The organism is Pseudomonas sp. SDO52101_S400, from assembly GCF_054071635.1.
In genome coordinates, this window is record NZ_JBSVWF010000010.1 from 109768 (window position 1) to 128053 (window position 18286).

At 61.6% G+C, this 18286-nt stretch carries 10 protein-coding genes; 2 read left to right on the plus strand and 8 right to left on the minus strand.

The genetic code is table 11. The features are described from left to right. Nucleotides 1-55: 55 nt before the first annotated feature. Nucleotides 56-1210 carry a MalY/PatB family protein gene (locus ACW9HX_RS07570; protein WP_457380112.1) on the plus strand — a complete coding sequence of 385 codons (1155 nt, stop codon included), beginning with the start codon at nt 56-58 and terminating at the stop codon, nt 1208-1210. Nucleotides 1211-1258: 48 nt separating this feature from the next. Here the strand turns inward: ACW9HX_RS07570 and ACW9HX_RS07575 are convergent, their stop codons facing one another. The 3 genes from ACW9HX_RS07575 to ACW9HX_RS07585 are packed head-to-tail and all read right to left on the minus strand — an operon-like array spanning nt 1259 to nt 7156. Next, nucleotides 1259-3178 (minus strand): PAS domain S-box protein, encoded by a 1920-nt coding sequence (locus tag ACW9HX_RS07575; protein WP_457380113.1) that lies wholly within the window; start codon nt 3176-3178, stop codon nt 1259-1261. Nucleotides 3179-3188: 10 nt separating this feature from the next. After that, entirely contained in the window at nt 3189-5507 is a 2319-nt protein-coding gene (locus tag ACW9HX_RS07580; RefSeq protein WP_457380114.1) for an ATP-dependent DNA helicase, read from the minus strand. Beyond that, complete coding sequence (locus tag ACW9HX_RS07585) at nt 5504-7156, minus strand: VRR-NUC domain-containing protein (protein WP_457380115.1); 1653 nt, start codon at nt 7154-7156, stop codon at nt 5504-5506. Before ACW9HX_RS07585 ends, ACW9HX_RS07580 begins: the two co-directional genes overlap by 4 nt. A 197-nt stretch (nt 7157-7353) precedes the next feature. Here ACW9HX_RS07585 and ACW9HX_RS07590 point away from each other — a divergent pair, with 197 nt between their 5' ends. Beyond that, nucleotides 7354-7578 (plus strand): YgdI/YgdR family lipoprotein, encoded by a 225-nt coding sequence (locus ACW9HX_RS07590; RefSeq protein WP_457380116.1) that lies wholly within the window; start codon nt 7354-7356, stop codon nt 7576-7578. A 56-nt stretch (nt 7579-7634) separates the two neighbouring features. Here ACW9HX_RS07590 and ACW9HX_RS07595 read toward each other — a convergent pair whose 3' ends face one another. From ACW9HX_RS07595 to eprS, 5 genes are all read right to left on the minus strand, one after another. Further along, entirely contained in the window at nt 7635-8009 is a 375-nt protein-coding gene (locus ACW9HX_RS07595; RefSeq protein WP_457380117.1) for a hypothetical protein, read from the minus strand. A gap of 163 nt (nt 8010-8172) precedes the next feature. Next, a complete protein-coding gene (locus ACW9HX_RS07600; protein ID WP_457380118.1) occupies nt 8173-10026 on the minus strand; it encodes a polyurethane esterase in 1854 nt (617 codons plus the stop codon). 132 nt (nt 10027-10158) lie between these two features. Next, complete coding sequence (locus tag ACW9HX_RS07605; RefSeq protein ID WP_457380119.1) at nt 10159-11847, minus strand: polyurethane esterase; 1689 nt, start codon at nt 11845-11847, stop codon at nt 10159-10161. Nucleotides 11848-11904: 57 nt separating this feature from the next. After that, nucleotides 11905-14991 carry an autotransporter domain-containing protein gene (locus tag ACW9HX_RS07610; RefSeq protein ID WP_457380120.1) on the minus strand — a complete coding sequence of 1029 codons (3087 nt, stop codon included), beginning with the start codon at nt 14989-14991 and terminating at the stop codon, nt 11905-11907. Nucleotides 14992-15086: 95 nt separating this feature from the next. Further along, entirely contained in the window at nt 15087-18038 is a 2952-nt protein-coding gene (eprS, locus tag ACW9HX_RS07615; RefSeq protein WP_457380121.1) for an autotransporter serine peptidase EprS, read from the minus strand. Nucleotides 18039-18286: the final 248 nt, after the last annotated feature.

An 18286-nucleotide genomic window follows, 5' to 3' on the forward strand; every position in this document is an offset into this window, starting at 1 on the left:
GGGATGGAGGTTTATCATCGCGGGCACGACCCATCTCCGCCTTCAGAGACCGCGCATGACTTTCGATTTTGATCAGGTATTCGACCGCCACGACACCGGCAGCACCAAGTGGAGCCGCTACTCGGCCGACGTGTTGCCGATGTGGGTCGCTGACATGGATTTCGCGGCACCGCCGGTGGTCATCGAGGCACTGCAACAGCGTCTGCTGCACCCGTTGGTCGGCTACAGCGTCGCTCAGGACAACCTGCGCGAGGCCATCGTCGCCGACCTCTGGAACAAATTCGCCTGGCGGGTCAAGCCGCAGGAGCTGATCTTCCTGCCGGGCGTCGAATCGGGTTTCAACATGGCGCTCAAGGCGCTGGTGCAACCGCAGCAGAACGTCGTGGTGCAAACCCCGAACTACCCGCCTCTGCGGCACGCGCCGGGTCATTGGGGCCTGAACAAGGTCGAACTGGAATTCAACGCCCAGGCCGACGGCACCTACGCAACGCCGCTGGAAGCGTTGCGTGAGTCCCTGACCGGTGGCGGCGCCCTGCTGCTGAGCAACCCGCACAACCCGATCGGCAAGGTCTTCGGCCGTGAAGAACTGCAAGCGGTGGCGGACATCTGCATGGCGCAGGACGCCTGGATCATCTCCGACGAAATCCACGCCGAGCTGTGCTACGACGGTCGCGTGCACATTCCGACCGCGTCCCTGAGCCCGGAAATCGCCCGGCGCACCATCACCCTGATGTCGGCGAGCAAGGCCTACAACATTGCCGGCCTCAAAACCTCATTCATGATCATTCAGGACACTGCCCTGCGCGAACGGGTCAATCACGCCCGTTGCGGCATGGTCGACAGCGTCAATCCGCTGGGCATGGAGGCCACTCGCGTGGCCTACAGCGAAGCCGGCCCGTGGCTGAAGGAACTCAAGCAATACCTGCAAGCCAACCGCGATTATCTGGTCGAAGCGGTTCGCAGCCGTTTGCCGGGCGTGAAGATCAACGTGCCACAGGGCACTTACCTGGCGTGGCTCGATTGCTCGGCGCTTGGGCTGGACAATCCGCAGCAGTTCTTCCTCGAACAGGCCCGCGTCGGGCTCAGCCCGGGACTGGATTTCGGTGACCACAGCCAGCAATTCGTGCGCCTGAACTTCGGTTGCCCGCGCTCGCTGCTTGAGGAAGGCATTGCTCGGATGGCGCGCAGTCTGGCCGAACGCAAGGCCTGACACCGACGCAAAAAAGAAGCCCGGCCTTCATGGCCGGGCTTCTTTTTGTCATTTCATCGACTGGGCGATGATCTCCACCAGATTCATCTGATTGAACGGTTTCGACAGGCGTGGCAATCCAGCTGCAAATCCTTCGATGCGCTCGGCGTAACCGGTGGCCAGGATGATCGGCAGGTCCGGTTTGAGCAGGCGCACGGCATGCGCCAGTTGCGCACCACTCATCTGAGGCATGGCCATGTCGGTGATCATCAAGTCGATGACTTCACCCTGGTCGAACAGCTTCAGTGCCTGAGCACCGGATGTCGCGCTGATGACGCGGTGCCCTAGATCATCCAGCAGGAGACTGGTGCTGGTCAGCACCAGACTGTCATCGTCCACCACCAGAACGCTGAGTCGCGGCACCGACGCTGTCGACGGCCGTGGGATCGGAGGATCGGTCATCGTCCCGTTGGCGGTAACCGGCAGCCAGAGTTCTGCGCAAGTCCCCTGCCCCTTCACGCTTTTAAGAATGAAACGACCACCCAACTGTTCGATGAATCCGTGCACCATCGACAGCCCAAGTCCCGTGCCCTTGCCCAGCCCTTTGGTGGTGAAGAACGGATCGGTCGCCGAGGCCCGTGTCTCGTCGTCCATGCCTTCGCCGTTATCGGTCACGCTCAGGCAGACATAGCGCCCCGCGGCCAGGCTCGACTGGCTCTGTTCCTGAACCACTTGCGGCTGCGCGCCGATGACCACGCTGCCGCCCTCCGGCATCGCATCCCGCGCGTTGGTGGCCAGATTGAGCACCGCCAGTTCAAGCTGGTTGGTATCGGCCAGCACCGCTTCAAGATCATCGGGAAACTGCGTTTCGATACGAATCCCCGGCCCCAGTGAACTGCGCAGCAGGCCGGTGATGCCTTGCACCAGTTTCGGAATGTCCACGGGTTCGGTCTTGAGCTCCTGGCGTCGGGCAAAGGCCAGCATGCGCTGGGTCAGTGACACGCCACGCAATGCGCCCTGGGTGGCGTTTTCCAGCAGACGGCTGACCTTTGGGTCGTCGCCGACACGTTTGCGCAAGATCTCCAGGTTGCCGAGGATCACCGTCAGCAGATTGTTGAAATCATGGGCGATACCGCCGCTGAGTTGGCCGATGGCCTGCATCTTCTGCGCCTGGAACAGCGCCTCGCGGGTCTGCTCCAGTGCTTGCTGTGCCTGATGGGCTTCAGTAACGTCCCGGGTGATCTTGGCAAAACCGAGCAGCGTGCCGGTTTCGCCACGAATCGCATCGACCACCACATGCGCCAGAAACCGCGTGCCGTCCTTGCGCAGGCGCCAGCTCTTGTTCTCGAAGCGTCCTTCGCGCACAGCCGTTTCCAGCGCGCGTTGCGGCTCCCCTGTCTCACGGTCTTCCGGGGTATAGAACATCGAGAAATGCTTGCCGATGACTTCGTCCGGCGCATAGCCCTTGATCCGCTGCGCGCCGGGGTTCCAGTTGGTCACGCGGCCTTCCGGGCTGAGCATGTAGATCGCGTAGTCGGTGACGCCCTGCACCAGCAGGCGGAACTGCTGTTCGCTCTGCTTGAGGGTTTCCTCGGCCATCTTGCGGTCGGTCAGGTCGCGGGTGATCTTGGCAAACCCGAGCAATTGCCCGCTCGGGCTGAAAATCGGGTCGATCACCACGTGGCACCAGAAGTGCGTGCCGTCCTTGCGCACCCGCCAGCCTTCGCCTTCGAAGCGGCCTTCGCGGATCGCCGTATCCAGTGCACGTTGCGGCATGCCGACGGCGCGGTCTTCGTCGGTGTAGAACCGGGAAAAATGTTCGCCGAGAATCTCGGCTTCCTCATAACCCTTGAAGCGTTTGGCCCCGGAGTTCCAGCTGGTGATGATGCCGTCGGGGTCGATCATGTAGATCGCGTAATCGACCACGGCATCAATCAGCAGGCGAAAGCGCATTTCTTCGATCGCAGCGGACTTCTTGTTCTCGCTCATCAGGCTTGGCTCAAAGCAGATTTTCAATAACAGGAGTATGCGTCAAACCGGCGGATTGGAAAGCTGCGTCTTCATGATCGAGCTGCCACCAGCGCGGCAACAGCTGTTTGATGCGGCTCTCGGCGAAACGGTCGTCGATCAGCATGACCACGCCTCGGTCCTGTTGGGTACGGATGACCCGCCCGGCGGCCTGCACCACTTTCTGCACGCCGGGGAACAGGTAGGTGTAGTCGTAGCCGGCACCGAAGATTGCCGCCATGCGCCGTTTCATCTGCTCATTGACCGGATTGAGCTGCGCCAGACCCAACGTGGTGACGAAGGCACCGATCAGCCGGGCGCCGGGCAAATCGATGCCTTCGCCGAATGCGCCGCCGAGCACGGCGAACCCGATGCCCTGACTGTGCGCCGTGAACTGATCGAGAAACGCCTGTCGCTGCCCTTCGGCCATGCCCCGCGATTGCAGCCAGAGCGCGATGTGCGGGTGCCGTTCGGCAAGCAATTGTGCGACCTGTTGCAGGTAGTCGAAGCTGCTGAAGAACGCCAGATAGTTGCCGGGGCGCTCGCCGAACTGGCGGGTGATCAGTTCGACAATCGGCTCCAGCGAGGCCTGACGATGGGTGAACCGGGTGGAGATCCGGCTGATGATCCGTACCTGCAATTGTTCAGGGCTGAAGGGCGATTCAACGTCGATCCACACCGTGTCGGCCGGGGTGCCGAGCAAGTCGGCGTAATAGTGACGCGGGCTCAGGGTCGCGGAGAACAGCACGCAACTGCGTGCCGCTTTCAGACGCGGGCCGAGCAGCGCCGCCGGCACTACGTTGCGCAGGCACAGCTGCGACAACGGGCGTTTGCGGTCGAGGTCGCGCTTGCTGATGTCGAACAGGTAATGCGCGTCGAACAACTCCGCAACCCGGCCGAATTGCAGCATCTCGAAGTAGACATTCTGCAAGCCGCTGTCCAGCCCTTGGGGGTGATCGTTGAGGTAATCGCCGATGCTTGCGCTGCACGAAGTGATCGCCTGAAGCAGTTTTTCCGGCGCCTTGTCGTAGGCCTGATACGGCGCCAGTTGCGCGTTGTGCAGGGCATTCCATTCACGGTTGACCCGCTGCAAGGGCTTTTTCAAGGCTTCGGGCGCGGTTTTGCGCACACCATTGAAGATCGCCTGATCGAGGGTGGCGCTGTACATTTGCCGCCCGCGCTCGACCAGGTTGTGTGCCTCGTCCACCAGCACAGCGACCTTCCATTGATTGAGCTGGGCCAGGCCGAACAGCAGCGCGCTGAAATCGAAGTAATAGTTGTAGTCCGCCACCACCACATCGGCCCAGCGCGCCATTTCCTGGCTCAGGTAATACGGGCACACCGAGTGTTGTGCGGCGACATCGCGGATCGCCGCCTGATCCATCAATTGCAATCGACTGGCGGCTTCACGTGCTGCCGGCAACCGGTCGTAAAAACCCTGGGCCAACGGGCAGGACTCACCATGACAAGCCTTGTCGGGATGCTCGCAAGCCTTGTCCCGGGCGACCATCTCCAGCACCCGCAGTGGCAGGGTTTCGCTGCGATCAAACAACACTTGAGCGGCGTCCAGTGCCAGTTTGCGTCCCGGGGTCTTGGCAGTGAGGAAATACACCTTGTCCAGTTGCTGCGGCGCCAGCGCCTTGAGCATCGGGAACAGAGTACCGAGGGTCTTGCCGATGCCGGTGGGCGCCTGGGCCATCAGGCAGCGGCCGGTGCTGACGGCCTTGAATACCGACTCTGCGAGATGACGCTGACCGGGGCGGAAGCTGTCATGGGGAAAGCTCAGGTGCTGCGCCGCGTGGTTGCGGGCTTCACGGTGGGCCATTTCCTGCTCGGCCCATGCCAGGAACAAGCCGCACCGTTGTTCGAAAAACTCGCGCAGCGCCTCGGCGCTGAAAGCCTCGACCAGACAGGTTTCCTTTTCACTGACGATGTCGAAGTACACCAGCGCCAGATTGATCTGCTCAAGCTGCAGTCGGCAGCACATCAGCCAGCCGTAGATCTTTGCCTGCGCCCAGTGCAGCGCTCGGTGATTGGCCGGTTGTTTGCTCAGGTCGCCACGGTAGGTTTTGACTTCTTCCAGGCAGTTCTGCGCCGGATCGTAGCCGTCCGCCCTGCCCTTGACCGTCAACGTGCGGAATTCGCCTTCCAGCGCCACTTCGCTCTGATAGGTGTCGCTGCGTCGGGACGCAACAGTGCGGTGACCGGCGATACCCTCCAGGGCGGTGGGTGACGGTGTGAAGCGCAGGTCGAGGTCGCCGCACTTGGCGGTGAATTCGCACAGCGCCCGCACCGCAATGCTGTAGCTCAAGCGCCCTGCTCCGCCCATTGCACGTAACACACGGCCACCGGCATCTGATGCGTATGACAGAAGTCCAGCCAGCGCAGTTGGTTGTCCTGCAGGCGATCGCCGGGGCCTTTGACTTCAATCATCCGGTAGGTCTTGTGCTGCGGCCAGAACTGGATCAGGTCCGGCATGCCGGCGCGGTTGGCCTTGATGTCCAGCAACAGGCGATTGAACCAGTGCTTGAGGTGTTCGGCCGGCAGGCAGGTCAGCGCCTGCTCCAATAATTCTTCATTGAGTGCGCCCCAGAACACGAAGGGCGACTGAATGCCCCACTTGCCGACAAATCGGCTGCGGATGGTGTCGGCATAACGGCCGTCGTCCAGTTCGGCCAGGCAAGCCTCGAACAACCCGGCCCGACGTCCCTGGAAATCCTCATGGAGCAAGTCCGCCGGCCCGCGCTGGAACGGGTTGAAGAACGCGCCCGGCAACGGCGCGAAAATCGCCGGCCAGCACAACAGACCGAACAACGAGTTGATCAGGCTGTTCTCGACGTAATGCACCGGGCCTGCGTCTTCATGCAGGTGCGCCTGCACGTGATACTCCACCGACAGCGTCGGCTCGAGCCGAGGCAGGTGCAGATCCAGGCGTTCCAGCGGTCTTGGCGTAAGGCGTTTGAGCGCCGGCCCACCGAGTTTGCGCCGCAGACGTGGCAGCGCCCGTTGCAGGCCCTGTTGCTCGGCGGCGCTTTCCGGCGCCTGTTCGGCCAGCGTGCCCAACTCCAGCGCCAGGGCATATTCGCCACAGCGTTCCAGCACCCGAATCATCCGCAACCGCGCGCCGGGATAGGCACAGCCGCGATAAAGGCTCAGGGCAAGGGCGAATTCCGCGATGCGTTCGCAGTGCTGGGCGATCTGGAACAGCAATTTGCCCAGCCGCCGTTGCAACCATGGATTGTCGAACTGCAAAACGCTCAGCTCTTCGGCAATCGGCTCCAGCGCCTCGCCCGCTTCGAAACGTTGCTGACAATCGTGCAGAAACAGACAGGCATCGACGTCTGCCCGGTTGCGCAGGCCTCGGGAGTCCGTGCTGAATTCGACTTTTTCGTAGGTGAAGATCCCGAGATCGGCGAGGACGAACTCCGACCAGTCCTGATACAGATTGCCGAAGAACATCAGGCGAAACCGGTCGCACAGATCCATCAGCGTCAGACTGAACAGCCGATCAGTGATCGCCGGGCACCAGTCGCTCCAGCACCGAGGTTCGGGAAACTCTTCATGCAGGATCGGCAGCCAGTCGACTTTCCGGCCCTTGGGTTCGTCGATAGCCGGGCCGAAGGCTTGCAGGACTTCGGCCTTCAGCAACAGATCGAACAACTCCGGCATCGACAGCAGCGCCTGCTCATCCAGCCAGCCATGATCGAGCAGCGGCTGCGCGGCCAGGGCAATGTCGCCGATTTCCGGATAATTGAGCTTGCCCGCCCGAAAATGCACGCCCTTGCGCATCACCATCCGCACCAGCAAACCCTGCGACCCGCGAGGCAGCGACTTGAAGTCGCGAATGAAGGCATGTTCCGCTTCGCTCATCACATCGGCATAACGAAGCTCAAGCCAGTCAAGCACTTGCCGGAAGTTGTTGAGGTAATAGAACGGATCGTCGAGGGGGTTGGAAGTCACGGTGATAAAGGGCCATGGCAAGCGAGTACTGGTTATGCGTACAGATACCAGTTCCGCCCCGCCGGGTGCAAACGGAAAAGGATCAATGGCATCTGCGATCGAGGTTTTTTCGCCAGTCCATCGAACTTTTGCGGGCTATTTGGCACCAACCGCGTTAGAAGACCGGCATCGGTCAAATTGAGTGAGGAATGGTGAGTATGAATTTCAAGACAGTGTGTTTGCCGTTGGCGACCGTCGCGTTGTTGGCAATGGCCGGCTGCTCTACTCCAACGGTGGTCACCTTGCAGAACGGCACGCAGTATTTGACCCAGGACATGCCCAAGACCAAGTCCGAAGATGGCTTCTATGAGTTTCGGGACATTTCCGGCGCCAAGATCCGCGTGAAGTCCGACGAAGTGGCGACGGTGCGCAAGGAAGACTGACGGTTACCCCCTAAAAAAGGCTGCAATCCTGTTGGAGCGCAGCCTTTTTTGCATTTTTAGCGGGGTAACGCCATGCCCGGAAGGGAGCCGTCGCAGTTCAACGCGCGTTCACCGCGCCGGACCATTTCTTCCTGCAAGCGCTGGCAACGTTGACGCTCCTGTTGCGCCATGCGGTCGATGCTCAGGTTGCCGGTCATTTCGGGCTCATTGTTTTCGCCGATGCGTACGGTCACGAACGGTTGTTCGGGCTGGATATGAAAGCGGCTTTTCTCTTCAACGGGTTTGACTTCATCGCTTTCGACCGGCTTTGGCAATTCATCGGTACTGACGCCGTAGCGGCTCAGAATCGAGCTGTGAGGCAGATCGGCCCAGGTGTTGGCCGAAAGCAGCGCCAACCCGACGATACCGATATACCCCTTGAAACCTTTCACGTTTGAATCTCCTGTACTCATTGGCGGCTTGCCTATACATGACGACTGCACCGTCATTGGCTTTAGTCCGCATTTCCTGTTTTTGCAGGGTTTTGAGTCAGGTAGTGGCCAATGAGTCACTTTTGATATGGAGAGGGAAAAATTCCCTCTCCACAATTCACTATCAGGCGATCACGATCCCGTCGGCACTGAGACTGCTCAGCGAAACCCCGACCAGCGTCACTGAATCACCGCCAAACTTGAGCACCGTATCCTGCCCCACCGACGTGGCGTGGGCGCGGAAGTCATCGCCGGGCAACACACCCTGCACGCCGAGGAACACCAGTTTGTCGTTGGCGGTATAACCCACCACCCGGTCCTGGCCGAACGCGCCGTTGAACAGGAACGTATCCGCCCCGCCACCCGACTCCATCAGGTCATTGCCGGCACCGCCGACGAACACATCATTGCCCACGCCACCGACCAGGTGATCGTTGCCGTCCAGGCCGAACAGCCAGTCACCACTGGCGTGGGCCTTGAGGGTGTCGACGCCGCTGGTGCCCTTCACGCTCGACTCGTACTGGGTGACGTTGTTGCCGACTTTCAGGCCATCGGCCGTGACGCTGTGGGTCACGTCGTCCTTGAACAGGCCCCAGAGGAAGCCCGGCTCCTTGGTGACAATGCTGCCGATGTCGCGGGTGATGCTGATCCCGCCGTTGGCATCGCGGATGTACAGGTTGCCGGCGCCGTCGTTGGCGAAGTCGAACTTGTTCACCGACTGCTGCAGGTCGAGGGTGTTGTTGCCGGCACCGCCGAGAATGACGTTGTAGCCGCCACTGTCGCGGAACGTATCGTTGCCAGCACGACCTTCAAGATAGTCATTAGCGCTGCCGCCCTGGATCAGATCGTTGCCGTCGCTGCCAATGATGAATGTGCTGCCCTTGTGGGGCTCGGCGTTACGGTTCAGGTCCTGCACCCAGGTGTTGGCCCGCGCCGGGTCCGACAGGTTGGCGACGATGATCGTCGAGTCACGGCTGGTGAGGTCGTAGAACTTCGACTCGATCACCCGGTTCATGCCGTCGCCGTAGGCGGTAGGCAAGTGAGAAATCCAGGTCGGCACGTTGAGGATCGAGAACGGCAACACGTTCCACACGTTAGAGGCGTAGTGGTCGTTGAAGCTGACGATGTTGTCGGTTGCCGACACTTTCGACGCGTCGTGTACGCCGACCGAGGCCGCGGTGAAGGTCGAGCCGTCGAGGGCGCGGAAGACCGGGTCGTTCTCGTAGCCGACGTTGAGCACTTTATCGGTGCTGCTCTGGGTCGGAGAAGCGTAGGCGATATAGTTGGAGTCCTGGAAGAACCCGCCCCACTTGCTGCTGCTCAGGTCCGCCATGCTGTTGACCGCCAGCCCGCCAAGGCTGTGGCCGCTGACCAGCACGTCCTTGCCGGTGAGGCCGTTGGCCCTGGCGAACGCCACCACATCGTTCATCAGGTTGCCGAAAGCTTCGCCGACGTAGTTCTTGGCGTAATCCTTTGGACCGAACGCGGCGAGCAGGTCATTGATGACATCGCCGATGGAGTCGCTGATCTGGATTTCCCGCGGGCCACTGGTGCCGCGAAAGGCGATGCCGATTTCAGTGAGATGACCCTGGGCGTCGTATTTGCCGAGGATTTCCACCTGCGCGCTGGTGTAACCGGCCTTCTCGCCGAAGAACGTTCCGCGAGCGTCGGTCTTGCCGTCATAACCCAGCTGCGAGGCGGTGATAGGCGTCCAGCCAGCCTTTTTTACGGCGTCGAGGGCGAGTTTTTCCGAGTCGGGATTCCACGGCAGTCCGGGAATCACCCCTTGCGAATCCGTGCCGCCGATCAGCGCCGAAACCAGCGTGGCCGGCAGGCCGAGGCCGAAACCGTTGTGCTGATACCCGACCGCGAAACCGTTGTCGAGGTTGTGATAGGAGTACAACGTGATGGCCATGGCATCGCTGAACAAGGCCTTGGAATCCGCTGAGCTGAAGTTCTTGTAGTCATACACACCCATTGCTGTTGCCTCTCTCTTTGTTGGAATTATTCAGAGATAGCTCACAACCAGAACGACCCTCCCGAGACGCTCCGGAGCATTTACTGCACATTCACAATGTGGGAGCGAGCCTGCTCGCTCCCACAAGGTTTACTAGGCGAACACGAAACTCGAATCCGACAGGTTAGCCACACCCACCCCGATCAGGGTCACGGCATAGTCGCCAATCTTCAGCACGGTATCGGCGCCCGACTGCGAAGCGTGTTGCTTGTAGTCGTAGCCCTGCCCTGCGCCCTGGACGCCCATGAACACCAGTTTGTCGCTGCCCTGGTAGCCATTGATCGCATCGAAACCGAAGGCGCCGCTGAACAGGAAGGTGTTGTTGCCACCCACCGCATTCATCACGTCATTGCCGGCGCCGCCGACGAAGGTTACGTGGGCCTTGTCGCTGAACAGGTGATCGTCGCCGCCCAGACCGAAGAGCCAGTCGCCGTCAGCGGTGGCTTTCAGCGTGTCGCCGAGAGCACCGCCATTGAGCGAATGGTTGTACTGGGTCAGCTCACTGCCATTGGCCAGGCCTTTGGCGGTGACGGTCCAGGTGATTTCCTTGCTGCTCCACCACGATCCCGATTCCTTGCTCACCAGCGCGCCGATGTCGCGGGTCATGCTGATACCGCCATAGGCGTCACGCACGTACAGAGTGCCGTCACCGTCATTGGCGAAGCTGAAGTTCTGCAACGGTTTCTGCAGATCGAAGGTGTTGTGGCCCTGGCCACCGAGCAGGATGTTGAAGCCACCGTCATCGCGGAACAGATCATCACCGGCGCGGCCCTCGAGGAAGTCGTTGCCCGCCCCGCCCTTGAGCCAGTCGTTGCTGTCGGTGCCGATGATGAAGGTGCTGCCGGTGTGCGGCTCGCCGCTGCGGCCCAGATCTTCGACCCAGGTCTTGCCCCGGGAGGACGCTTCCAGGTTGGACACGATGATGGTCGAGTCCTGGCTGGTAAGGTTGTAGAACTTCGAGTCGATCACCCGGTTCAGGCCATCGGCATACCCCAGCGAACTGTGGGCGGACCAGTTCAGCGGATTGACGATACTGAACGGCACCAGGTTCTGCGAGGTGGACGCGTAGTTGTCGTTGAAGTTGACGATGTTGTCAGTGGTCGAGTCGTGTGGTTTGTCGTGTTTGCCCATCGACGCCATGCTGAACGTGGTGCCGTCAAGCACGCGGAACACCGGATCGTTTTCAAAGCCGATGTTCAGCACGTTGGTGCCGGTGCTGCTCTGGGTCGGCGAGGCGAACGAAATGTAGTTGGCGTCCTTGAAGAACCCGCCCCAATCGCTCGCGCTCAGTTCCGCCACGCTGTTGACTCCGAGCCCGCCGAGGCTGTGGCCGCTGATCAGCACGTCCTTGGCAGCGATGCCATGAGCCGAGGCAAACGCGGCGACGGACTTGAGCAGGTTGTCGAAGGCGTTCTTCGCATAGTTCTTGGCGTAATCCACCGGCCCTATGGCGGCCAGCAGGTTGTTTTTCATGTCGCCGAAGGTGTCGCTGTAACTCAGCCCGCCGGTGCCGCGAAAGGCTACGCCGATACCGATCAACTTGCCTGCTGCGTCGTACTTGCCGAGCACTTCCGCCTCGGCGCTGGTGAAGCCGTCCTTCTCGCCGAAGAACGTGCCTTTCGCGTCAGTCTTTCCTTGATAACCCAGGGCCGAGGCGCCCAGTGGCGACCAACCGGTGCCGGGCAACGGCTGCCCGGTTGGCGTGTAGGAATACAGCGTCAGTGCGATGGCATCGCTGTACAACGCTTTGCCGTCGGCATTTTTGTAATCAAACAATCCCATGTCGTGCTCTCTCTTCCTTTCAAAAACGGCAGTTCTCTGCAGAACTGCCGCTACACCTTAGAACTGCCAGTCCAGCGTCAGGCCCACACCGTGGTCCTTCTCGTTCGAACCGATCAGTCCGTTGTAGTCCAGGTTGACCCGGACATCGCGATTCAGCGCCAGACCGGCGCGTACGCCGACCACCGCAGCATCTCGATCCATCGACACACTTTGCACGGTGAACGCGCTGTTGCCATTGACGAAGGCCAAGTGGCTGTCGGAGTCCACGCTGCTCAGGTTGTGCTGCCAGCCCAGTGTCGCGCCCAGTTCAAGCTGATGTTTGTCCGACAGGGCAAACGTGCGCTTGGCGCGAACGCCGAGGGTCGACAGCACGGCGTCGCGGTTGTCTTCACCGCCCTTCAGTGCGGCGGCATCACCCTTTTCGGTGAAGCTGTCGCTGTTCAGGTGCACGTAAGCCAGGTTGGCGAACGGCTCCAGGTTCATCGGTTGCAGACCGAGATCGTAGGCGGCTTCTGTGAACAGTTGTGCGCTGGTCGCATCGCGCTTGGTTTTCTGCTTGCCGCTGACACCGGCGAATTGCAGGTCACGTTTGACATCGATGCGATGCCAGCTGTAAGCCGCGCCGGCGGTCAGGCGCAGGGCATCGATCTGGTGCCCCAGGTACGTACCCAGGTGATAGCTGTCAATCGATGCCGACGAGTGCGTGCCGCTGCCCATGTTCAAAGAACTGTCGCTATAACCGGTAACGAAACCCAGACGGGTATCTTCAGTAATCAGGCCATCGACACCGAGCAACAGTCCGCCAATGGAGCTGTTGGAGTTGGCATTTTCATGGCCGCCATCGCTTTTGCCCCAGGCACCCAGCACTTTGAACCAGGCGTTGCTGCGGTCATCGGTCGGCGCACCGGCATCGAACAGATCCCGCTCGCGCAGGCGCTCGCCTACCGCATCACGCAGGTAACGGCTGTCGTTGATCAGCTGCGTGCCGATGACCGGGTGAATCTCGCCGGACAGTTGCTGGAACGCGTCTTGCGCAACGGCGGCGGTCGGCGACAGCAGCAGGGTTTCGAACAACGCATTGCCCGCCCCCAGACGTTCGGCGGCCGCACCGACGGCACGCTGGTTCGGGGTCAGGCCGACGCTGGCGAACGACGCGCCGTTACGCCCCACTTCCAGCTGAACACCGCCCGAGGAGTAATCGAGGGTGCCACCAAGGAACGCATAGCTCGGCAAGACCTGGCCAAAGCGCCCTTGAATGCCGCCCGCCGCCTGCAGGATGTTGAACTGGCTGCCGAGCAAGGATTTCACCTCACCGGTGGTCAGCAGCGTCGGGCTGTTTTCCAGGGTCAGGGCAACCGTGGCGCCCTCAATGTTGGCAGTGCCGCCAGCGACGACGCGGTCGCTGCTGGTGGGCGAGACTTCAACGGCGTAGGTCGAGCCCGGTTCAAAGGTCACGTCACCGGCCACGTTCAAGGTGCCGATGGAGTTGCCCGGCGCGACGATACCGCCGCTTTTCGCGGTCAGCGCCGCGATGCGCCCGTTACCGCCGAGGATGCCGCCGTCGTTGACCGTAACCGCCGATTGCAGCGAACCATTGATCGCCAATCGCCCCTGATTGACCAGGGTCGGACCGGTGTAGGTATTGGCGCCGGTCATGACGAGGGTGCCGATCCCTTGCTTGGTCAAACCGCCGTGGCCGGAAATGTCGTTGCGCCAAGTGTCGAGCCCGCAAGTGATGTCGGTGCACACGCGCTCAGTGGGTTTGCCGGCGTCGATGATCGCGCCGATGCCTGGCAGGTCTGCCACGAACTGGCTGGAACCGTAGGCGCCTTCGATGCGGAACTCCGTCGGGATGTCCTGCTCGGTGACGAACATTGCCGGACCGTCGATGGCCTTGCGCAGATTGATCATGCCCCAGCCGTAAAGAGCGTCGATGCCCGGTGCGCCGAGGTCGGTGGCGGTGGTGCGCAACACGCTGGCGACCTGGGCGCCGGTCATGTACGGGAAGCGCTCCATCAACACCGCCACGGAGCCGGCGGCGTGTGGCGCAGCCATCGACGTACCGTTGTAGTTGGCGTAGCCCGTAGTCAGATTGTCGGCGTTGGTGCCGCCGATGATCGAACTGTAGATCTGCGTACCCGGCGCCGAGACGCAGAAACTCGCGGTATAGCCGCAGCGCGAGGAAAAGGTACTGATGATGTACGGGTTGGCGCTGGCCTGATCCGGATTTCTTTGTAGCGCGGAGACGGTCATCCAGTTCGGCGCAATTTCCGGCACGAAGTAACCGAGGCCGGCGATGGCGTCCGGGTTGTTGAGGTTGTAGTCGTTGCCGGCGGCAAAAATCGTCACGATCCCGCTGCGTGCTGCTGCGATCGCACCGTCATAGGCGCCGCCAGGTTTGGTGCCGAGCAGTGTGCGGATCTCGTTGAACTGCAATTGCGCGTCGTTGACGGTGAAGTGCGGGTACGCCGGGTCGCGACCGCCGAGGTCGAAACGGTCCGTGATGCCGATGCCCCAGCTGTTGTTGATGATCCGTGCGCCGCTGGCGATCAGCGCGTCCCAACCGGCCTTGTACACGGCGCCGTCATTGCCGCGCACGATGCCGTCTTCCGGGCCCGGGTCGCCGTTGTCGGCGCTGATGATCTGCGCACCGAACGCCACGCCATGCATCGGCCCGCCATCACGACTGCCCGCGGCAATGCCGCCGACGTGGGTGCCGTGGGCGCCGAGTTTGCCGTTGGAACCTACCGAGGGGGAACCGTCGTAACGGAAAGCGTCTCCGGCTTTCACCGGGATGTACGGGTCGGTGTATTCGCGAATGCCGCTGGTGACCAGCGTTACGACTTTATTCGGCCCGGAAAACTCCGGGTGCGCGGCGTATACCGGCTGGTCGAAGATGCCCAGTTTCACGCCTTTACCGGTGTAACCGGCGGCGTAGGCGTAATCGGCGCCGATGGCGCCCAGGCCCCAATCCGCCTTGAACTCGGCGCTGCGCCAACTGGCGGCATCCCCTGCCCGGCCGTTCTCCACGTAGGGCGCGGCGTGTGCGCTACCCCAGGTGGCTACGGCGCAAAGCAAGGCGCGATTGAGAGTTTTCAGGCGAAAGCATCCACCCGATTGCGCGGGGGTGTTGTTATTTTTCATCCAGCGACCTTCCTTAGTGATGTTGCACAAAATCCGTGTGTTCAGCATTGGATTGATCGTTCCCACGCGGGAGCGTGGGAGCGATCAACGATCAGTCAGAACTGCCAGTTCAGGCTCAGGCCAACGCCGTGACTCTTCTCGCGGCTGGCCAGTTGTCCGTTGTAATCAAGGTTCACCCGCACATCGCGGCTCAGTGCCAGGCTGGCCTGCACACCGACCAGCGCCGCGTCGCGCAGCAGCGGCGAACTTTCAACGCTGTAAGGCGCGCTGCCACTGGCGAAGCGCAAATGCTGTTCCGATTCGATGTCGGTGAGGCTGTGCTGCCAGCCGAGATGGCCGCTGACATCGAGTTTTTGTGTGCTCGACAGGTTGATCGTCTTGATCGCCCTGACGCCGAGGGTGCTGAGCACCGCATCACGCTGGTCGCCGCTGCTTTTCAATGCTGCAGCGTCGCCCTTCTCGGTGAAACCATCGCTGTCCAGATGCACGTAGGCCAGATTGGCGAACGGCTCCAGGGCCAGCGGTTGCAGGTGCATTCGATAGGCCGCTTCACCGAACACCTGTGTGGTGGCGGCATCGACCTTGGCTTTTTGCTTGGCGCTGACATCGCCGTATTGCAGATCACGTTTGACGTCGGCGCGATGCCAGCTGTAGGCCGCGCCGGTGCTCAGGCGCCAGTCGCCGATCTCGTGCCCTGCGTAAGCGCCGAGGTGGTAGCTGTCGACCTTGGCCGAGGAATGTGTGCCGGAACCCATGCTCAACGAACTGTCGCTGTAACCGGTGACCAGACCGATACGGGTCTGCTCGTCCAGCGCGCCATCGACGCCTGCCAGCAGACCGCCGATTGAAGTGCTGTAGCCGGCGGTGTCGTGTCGCGAATCGGTCGTGCCCCAGGCGCCGAGGGCCTTGATCCAGCCGTTGCTTTGCGCTGTGTTCGCGTCGTGCAGGCGTTCGCCGATGGCGTCGCGCAACTGGCGGCTGTCGTTGATCAGCACAGAACCGAGGGCCGGGTAGATTTCCCCGTTCAGTTGCTGGAAGGCTTGCTGTGCATCGTTGGCGGTGGCCGACAGCAGCAGGCTTTCATACACGGAATTGCCGGCGCCCATGCCTTCGACGGCGCTGGCTACGGCCCGTTGATTCGGGGTCTGGCCGACGCTGGCAAAAGACGTCGCGTTGCGCTCGACATTCAGCGCGATGCCATTGTCGCTGTACGCGAGGCTACCGCCGATAAACAGATAATCCGGCACCACGGCGCCGAACTGGCCCTGGATGCCACCCGCTGCTTGCAAAATGTCGTACTGATGACCGAGCAGGCTTTTTGCCTCGGCGGTGCTGAGCAAGGTCGGGCTGTTTTCCAGTGACAGGCTGACGGTGGCGCCGCTGATGGACGCCGTGCCGCCGGCAACAATGCGGTCGCTGGCCGTCGGTGACAGCTCCACCGCGTAGGTCGAGCCAGGCGCGAAGGTCACGTCACCGGCCACATTCAAGGTGCCGATGGAGTTGCCCGGTGCCACACGACCACCGCTGTTGGCGGTCAGTGCGCCGATTCGCCCGGAACCGCCGAGGGTGCCGCTGTCATTGACCGTAACCGCAGACGTCAGCGAGCCGTTGACGCTCAGCAGGCCGCCATTGACCGTGGTCGGGCCGCGATAGGTGCTGTCGCCGGTCAAAATCAAATGCCCGGCGCCGGACTTGATCAGGCTGCCCTGATACACCCGATTGGCTGCCGCCGCCTCACGGGCCGTGCCGACGGCGTAATCCGTCTGGTCCTGCTGACTGGCGCCGACCGGAGCGCCGTTCTGCCAGCCTTTGTCCTGCAGGGTTTGCTGCCAGGCGTTGTGTTCGGCGAGGTCTTCGTCCTGGCGCTGGATCAGTGCCTTGTCGGAGATGTCGTTGCTCCACACATCGCGTTGCCCGGTGGCCAGATTTGCGTCGAATGCGCCGAGCAACTGCCCCGGCCCGCCCATCGCCCGCTTCAGGTTGGCTACGCCCCAGCCGACCCGCTCGGTCGGTGCATCGGTCACGGAACCGTCGAGTTGAGTGGCGGTGGTCAGCAGCACTTGCAGAGCCTGCTGATTGTTCATGTACGGGTAACGCTCCATCACCAGCGCCAGGGCGCCGGTGGCGTGCGGCGCGGCCATGGAGGTGCCTGACTTGATCGCGTAACCGCCGCCGGGAATGGTGCTGTCGATCTTCGCTCCCGGCGTGGTGATGCACCAGTATTTGGCGATGCCGCACTGGTTGTACTTCTGCTGATTGCTCTGATCCAGCCCCGACACGGCCAGCCAATGGCCTTCCAGGTCCGGCTGAAAATACGGCAGCGCCGAGCGCACGCTGGCGTTGGGGTAACCGCTGTTGCCGGCGCTGAACACGTTGATCACGCCGCGGCGCGAAACATCGGCGGCGGCATCGAGCCAGGTGCCCTTGTTCCAGTGCTGGGCGTAAGCCGCGTGCAAGTCCGCCAGGGTTCGATAGCTGACATCCGGCGGCTGACTGCCCCAGCTATTGTTGATCGCCCGCACGCCGGCATCGGCCAACGCGTCGTACACCGCTTTGAAATAGCGCGGGTCGGGATTGGGGCCGAACAGGAAACTGTCGTTCTTGTTGGTGTTGCCGACGTAGATCTGCGCATTGAACGCAACGCCATGCATCCCGCTGCCATCACGGGATGCGCCCATGGTGCCGACCACGTGAGTACCGTGGGAGTCGTTGTTCGGATTGAGCGTGCCATTGACCGTGAACAGCGAACCGTCGACGTAGCTGCCGCTGGCCGATACCGAGTGATAACGGTCGCTGGCGAATTCCGGATGGGCCGCGTCGAAACCTGAGTCCAGCGCGCCGATTTTCACGCCCTTGCCGGTGATGCCGGCGGCGTAGGCCTGATCGGCCTGCATCCGGTCCAGCCCCCAGTCGCGCAGGAATTCGGCGGAGCGCCAACTGGCTGGATCGCCGGGTTTGCCCGAGTCCACGTATTGCGCCTGGGCCTGGCTGACAGAAATTGCGAGCAACAGGGTGCCGACCGAAATCGGCTTGATGTGTACGTCCATGTTCACCACTCGTTTTCTTATTTTGAGTTTTTTGTCCCAGTGCTTCAGGACGATTTGCAGTGCTCCCAACCCTCACCCCAGCCCTCTCCCCGAGGGAGAGGGAGCTGACCGAGTTGTCTTGCGTCATGCATCGACCTGAAAAAACCAGTCGACTATGGATTCGGTAATGCTCGATCAGGTCGGTGTATTTCTAAAATATCCCCCAATCGGTCCCCTCTCCCTCCGGGAGAGGGTTAGGGTGAGGGCCA

Excerpts from the sequence above, each read along its gene's own strand:
- ACW9HX_RS07570 (WP_457380112.1), top strand. The coding sequence starts at position 56 with ATGACTTTCGATTTTGATCAGGTATTCGACCGCCACGACACCGGCAGC.
- ACW9HX_RS07575 (WP_457380113.1), bottom strand. The coding sequence starts at position 3,178 with ATGAGCGAGAACAAGAAGTCCGCTGCGATCGAAGAAATGCGCTTTCGC.
- ACW9HX_RS07590 (WP_457380116.1), top strand. The coding sequence starts at position 7,354 with ATGAATTTCAAGACAGTGTGTTTGCCGTTGGCGACCGTCGCGTTGTTG.
- ACW9HX_RS07600 (WP_457380118.1), bottom strand. The coding sequence starts at position 10,026 with ATGGGTGTGTATGACTACAAGAACTTCAGCTCAGCGGATTCCAAGGCC.
- ACW9HX_RS07605 (WP_457380119.1), bottom strand. The coding sequence starts at position 11,847 with ATGGGATTGTTTGATTACAAAAATGCCGACGGCAAAGCGTTGTACAGC.
- ACW9HX_RS07610 (WP_457380120.1), bottom strand. The coding sequence starts at position 14,991 with ATGAAAAATAACAACACCCCCGCGCAATCGGGTGGATGCTTTCGCCTG.
- eprS (WP_457380121.1), bottom strand. The coding sequence starts at position 18,038 with ATGGACGTACACATCAAGCCGATTTCGGTCGGCACCCTGTTGCTCGCA.